The 4,771-nt window shown below is 61.8% G+C and carries 3 protein-coding genes and 2 tRNA genes; 3 read left to right on the top strand and 2 right to left on the bottom strand.

All coding sequences use genetic code 11. The features are described 5' to 3' along the window. Positions 1–18 precede the first annotated feature (18 nt). Both PPL01S_RS24115 and PPL01S_RS24110 read right to left on the bottom strand, forming a co-directional pair. Positions 19–1,569 (bottom strand): MDR family MFS transporter, encoded by a 1,551-nt coding sequence (locus PPL01S_RS24115; protein WP_016391071.1) that lies wholly within the window; start codon positions 1,567–1,569, stop codon positions 19–21. Beyond that, entirely contained in the window at positions 1,559–2,614 is a 1,056-nt protein-coding gene (locus PPL01S_RS24110; protein WP_016391070.1) for an HlyD family secretion protein, read from the bottom strand. Before PPL01S_RS24110 ends, PPL01S_RS24115 begins: the two co-directional genes overlap by 11 nt. 144 nt (positions 2,615–2,758) lie before the next feature. Here PPL01S_RS24110 and gltX point away from each other — a divergent pair, with 144 nt between their 5' ends. From gltX to PPL01S_RS24095, 3 genes are all read left to right on the top strand, one after another. Next, positions 2,759–4,240, top strand: coding sequence for a glutamate--tRNA ligase (gene gltX / locus PPL01S_RS24105; protein ID WP_016391069.1), 1,482 nt, complete (start codon positions 2,759–2,761; stop codon positions 4,238–4,240). 258 nt (positions 4,241–4,498) lie between these two features. Next, a tRNA-Ala gene (locus tag PPL01S_RS24100) sits at positions 4,499–4,574 on the top strand. 71 nt (positions 4,575–4,645) lie between these two features. Further along, positions 4,646–4,721 (top strand) — tRNA-Glu (locus tag PPL01S_RS24095). Positions 4,722–4,771: the final 50 nt, after the last annotated feature.

Raw genomic sequence — 4,771 nt, 5'->3', positions numbered from 1 at the left:
GCGAAACCAGCATCAAACTCAATGAACCTCCCCGGCCTTCAGTCCCTGCGGCAGCTTGCGCGTCAACAGCACCGCCACCATCCCCACCGCCAACCCGATCCCGACGAAATGGAAGGCGTCGTTGTACGCCATGATCAGCGCCTGCTGGTGCGTGATCTCGCTCAACTTGCCCAATGCCGCACTGTCGTTACCCAGCCGTTCCGTCAGTTGCGCGAGGCGCTCGGCCACCTGCGGGTTGCTGGGTACCACCGCCTCGCGCAGGTAGTCGAAATACACCTTGGTCCGCGCATCCAGCAAGGTCGCCAGCAAGGCAATACCGATGGCGCCCCCCAGGTTGCGCAGGATGTTGAACAGGCTCGATGCCGAGCCGGCATCCTGGGGTTGGATATACGCGGTGGCAATCAGCGAGATGGTCACCATGATCATCGGCTGGCCGAGGGCGCGGACGATCTGTATGTGATTGAACTGCGGCCCCGCGAAATCAGGGTTCAACACGCCGGAGCCGAAGCTGGCCACACCGAACAGACAGAAGCCCAGGGCGCACAGCAGCTTGGGAGGGATCACCTTCATCAACTGCGGCACCAGCGGGATCAGAAACAGCTGTGGCACGCCCATCCACATGATCACCTCGCCGATCTGCAAGGCGTTGTAGCCCTGGATCTGCGCCAGGTACAGCGGCAGCAGGTAGATCGAGCCGTACAGCCCTACGCCCATGCCCAGGCTGGCGATACTCGACAGGCCGAAGTTGCGGTTGCCGAGTATGCGCAGGTTGATCAGCGGGTGCGGCTTGGAAAACTGCAGGATGACGAAGGTGATCAGGCTGATCAATGCGACCGAGCCCAGCCCCACGATCAGGTTCGATTCAAGCCAGTCCTTGCGATGGCCTTCTTCGAGGAATACCTGCAAGCAGCCAAGGCCCATGCCGAGGGTGACGATGCCGGCGTAGTCGGTGCTCTTGAGCAGTTCCCAGTGCGCCTCTTTCTTTTCCAGCCCATAGAGCAGGCCGGCGATCATCACCAGCCCGGGCGGGATGTTGATGTAGAAAATGTATTCCCAGCCCCAGTTTTCGGTCAGCCAGCCGCCCAGGGTCGGGCCGATCGAAGGGGCGAAGGTAGCGGTCATGGCGAACATGGCCATGCCCTTGGCCCGATGATGTTCCGGCAGCTTGATCAAGGTCAGGGTGAAGGCCAGGGGAATCAAGGCGCCGCCAGTGAAACCCTGGAGGGCGCGGAACACGATCATGCTCTCCAGGTTCCAGGCCATCGAGCACAGCAGGGAGGCGAACAGGAACCCGGCCGACACCCATACCGCCAGGCGTCGCGCCGAAAGCAGCTGCACCAGCCAGGCGGTCAGCGGAATCATGATGATTTCCGCTACCAGGTAGGAGGTGGAGATCCAGGAGCCTTCCTCCAGGGTCGCGGACAGCGCGCCCTGGATATCCTTGAGCGACGAATTGGTGATCTGGATGTCCAGCACGGCCATGAATGCGCCGAGCATCGCGCTCATCACCGCAATCCAGTCACGCCGGCTTGGCTCGGCCGTCGGCCGCAGCAGTTGATCACCGGCCATCGTGATGTTCGTTTTCGCTGCGCAGGTCAACCGTGGCAGTCACCGACATGCCGGGGCGGATGCGGCCATGCAAGGGGTTGTCGGCGGCGAAGGTCAGCTTCACCGGGATGCGCTGGACCACCTTGGTGAAGTTGCCGGTGGCGTTGTCAGGGGGCAGCAGGCTGAACTGTGCGCCGGAAGCGGCGAACAAGCTGTCGACGCGACCTTCGATCGGCGTGTCCGGGTAGCTGTCGAACAGCAGCTCGGCGCGCTGGCCGGGGTGCATGTGGCCAATCTGGGTTTCCTTGAAGTTGGCCTGTACCCAGATGGCTTCGTCGGGCACGATCGACAACAGATAGGCACCCGCCTGCACTACCTGGCCGTTGCGCGCGTTGCGCTGGCCGATGGTGCCGCTGATCGGCGCACGGATTTCGCAGCGGGTCAGGTTCAGTTCGGCCTGGGCCAGTTCGGCGCGTGCATTGGCGATCTGGGCATCGAGGCGCTTGAGCTCGGCAGTCAGGGCGTTGACCTGCTGGCGCTGGCCCTGCAGGTCGGCGCGGGCCTTGTCGACCTGGGAGCCGGCCACGTGGTTTTCCGCCGAAAGGGTGGTCACCCGCTCCTCGGACACGAACCCGGGCTTGCGCAGTTTTTCCGCACGATTGAGGTCAAGGCGCGAGCGGTCGAACGTTGCCTGGTTGGCTGCGACCTGGGCCTGGCCTGCGGCAATCAGGCTGGCCTGCTGGGTCAGGCGGCTTTGCGCCTGTACCTGTTCGGCTTCGCGGGTGGCCAACGCGGCGCGGGCGCGGTCCACGGCCAGCTGGAAGTCGGCGGCCTCCAGGCGAACCAGTAGTTCACCTTTGCTGACATGCTGGTTGTCATCCACTCGCACCTCGTCGATGCGGGCGCCGAGCTGGCTGGAAATGCGCGTGATTTCGCCCTGGACATAGGCGTTGTCGGTGCTCTCGAAGAAGCGCCCCTTGAAATACCAATGGGCGAGGAAGGCGAGGGCGATGATCGCCACCAGGCTGAAGAACATCAGCAGGCGGCGTTTGAGTTGAGCAGGCATGAGGACTATCGTTCCAGAAATGTAAGCAAATTTTAACAGCGACAGACGGTATGTTCACAAGTGACGTTAGCGCCATTGCTGGAGCCCGGTGCCCGCTCCCTGCTAACATCCCGCCTTTGTTTCATCTTTCGTTCGAGACTCTCCATGACCACCGTTCGCACGCGTATCGCGCCATCGCCCACTGGCGACCCCCATGTCGGCACTGCCTACATCGCCCTGTTCAACTACTGCTTTGCCAAGCAGCACGGCGGTGAGTTCATCCTGCGTATCGAAGACACCGACCAGCTGCGCTCCACCCGTGAGTCGGAGCAGCAGATCTTCGACGCCCTGCGCTGGCTGGGCATCGAATGGAACGAAGGCCCGGATGTCGGTGGCCCGCACGGTCCGTACCGGCAGAGCGAGCGTGGCGAGATCTACGCCAAGTACGCCAAGCAGCTGGTCGATGCCGGCCACGCCTTCTATTGCTTCTGCACCGCCGAAGAGCTGGAGCAGATGCGCGCCGAGCAGATGGCCCGCGGCGAAACCCCGCGCTACGACGGCCGCGCCTTGCTGCTGAGCGACGAGGAAGTGCAGCGCCGCCTGGCCGCTGGCGAGCCCCATGTGATCCGCATGAAGGTGCCGAGCGAAGGCATCTGCGTGGTTCCTGACATGCTCCGCGGCGACGTCGAGATCCCATGGGACCGCATGGACATGCAGGTGCTGATGAAGAACGACGGCCTGCCGACGTACTTCCTGGCCAACGTCGTCGACGACCACCTGATGGGTATCACCCACGTGCTGCGCGGCGAAGAATGGCTGCCTTCGGCGCCGAAGCTGATCAAGCTCTACGAGTACTTCGGCTGGGAGCAACCCAAGCTGTGCTACATGCCGCTGCTGCGTAACCCGGACAAGAGCAAGCTGTCCAAGCGCAAGAACCCGACTTCGGTGACCTTCTACGAGCGTATGGGCTTCATGCCCGAGGCGATGCTCAACTACCTTGGCCGCATGGGTTGGTCGATGCCGGACGAGCGCGAGAAGTTCTCTCTGGCCGAGATGGTCGAGCACTTCGACCTGTCGCGCATTTCCCTGGGCGGCCCGATCTTCGACATCGAGAAGCTGTCGTGGCTGAACGGCCAGTGGCTGCGTGAGCTGCCGGTCGAAGAGTTTGCCGCACGCGTGCAGAAGTGGGCCTTCAACAGCGACTACATGATGAAGATCGCGCCGCACGTGCAGGGTCGGGTTGAAACCTTCAGCCAGATCGCCCCGCTGGGTGGCTTCTTCTTCGAAGGTGCGCTAAAGCTCGACGCCAAGCTGTTCGAGAGCAAGAAACTGTCCGCCGACCAGGTGCGTCAGGTGATGCAGTTGATCCTGTGGAAGCTCGAAAGCCTGCGGCAGTGGGAAAAAGAACGTATCACCGGTTGCATCCAGGCTGTGGTCGAGGCGCTGGAGCTGAAACTCCGTGATGCCATGCCGCTGATGTTCGCTGCGATCAGTGGGCAGGCCAGCTCGGTGTCGGTGCTTGATGCCATGGAAATTCTCGGACCAGACCTGACCCGCTACCGCTTGCGCCAGGCTCTGGACCTGCTCGGTGGCGTGTCGAAGAAAGAAAACAAGGAGTGGGAAAAGCTGCTGGCGAACATCGCCTGAGGCTATCGAGCTTGTGCGGTAACCGGGGGCCGCTTTGCGGCCCTTTCGCGACACGAGGCCGCTCCTACGGGGGCATGTGTACGGCAGGTAGCAGGGTAGGGTGGTAAGTGATTGTTATCTGGGAAAAATTTTTTGATTAATTTCAAAAATTCGTTTGACAGCCCTGCAATCCGATCTTAATATGCGCCCCGTCCACAGCGATGAACGAAAACGAAGCGCCAGGCGCCCAGCCGGTGGTTCGGTTCAGAGCGACATTGTGGGGCTATAGCTCAGCTGGGAGAGCGCCTGCATGGCATGCAGGAGGTCAGCGGTTCGATCCCGCTTAGCTCCACCAAATTCCGTTTGTCAGCCAAGGCTGGCAAGCAAGACCGGGTCCAGCAACCGGGTCTTGAAGGTAGAAGGTTCGTCCCCTTCGTCTAGTGGCCTAGGACACCGCCCTTTCACGGCGGTAACAGGGGTTCGAGTCCCCTAGGGGACGCCAGTTTTGCACAAGTGATGTCGTTGATGTCGCTGGGCCGAGAGGCTATAAAT

It is taken from the genome of Pseudomonas plecoglossicida NBRC 103162 = DSM 15088 (genome assembly GCF_000730665.1).
Lineage (GTDB): Bacteria > Pseudomonadota > Gammaproteobacteria > Pseudomonadales > Pseudomonadaceae > Aquipseudomonas > Aquipseudomonas plecoglossicida.
The sequence above is the reverse complement of the archived record's forward strand: the minus strand, read 5'-3'. Positions and strand labels throughout refer to the sequence as shown.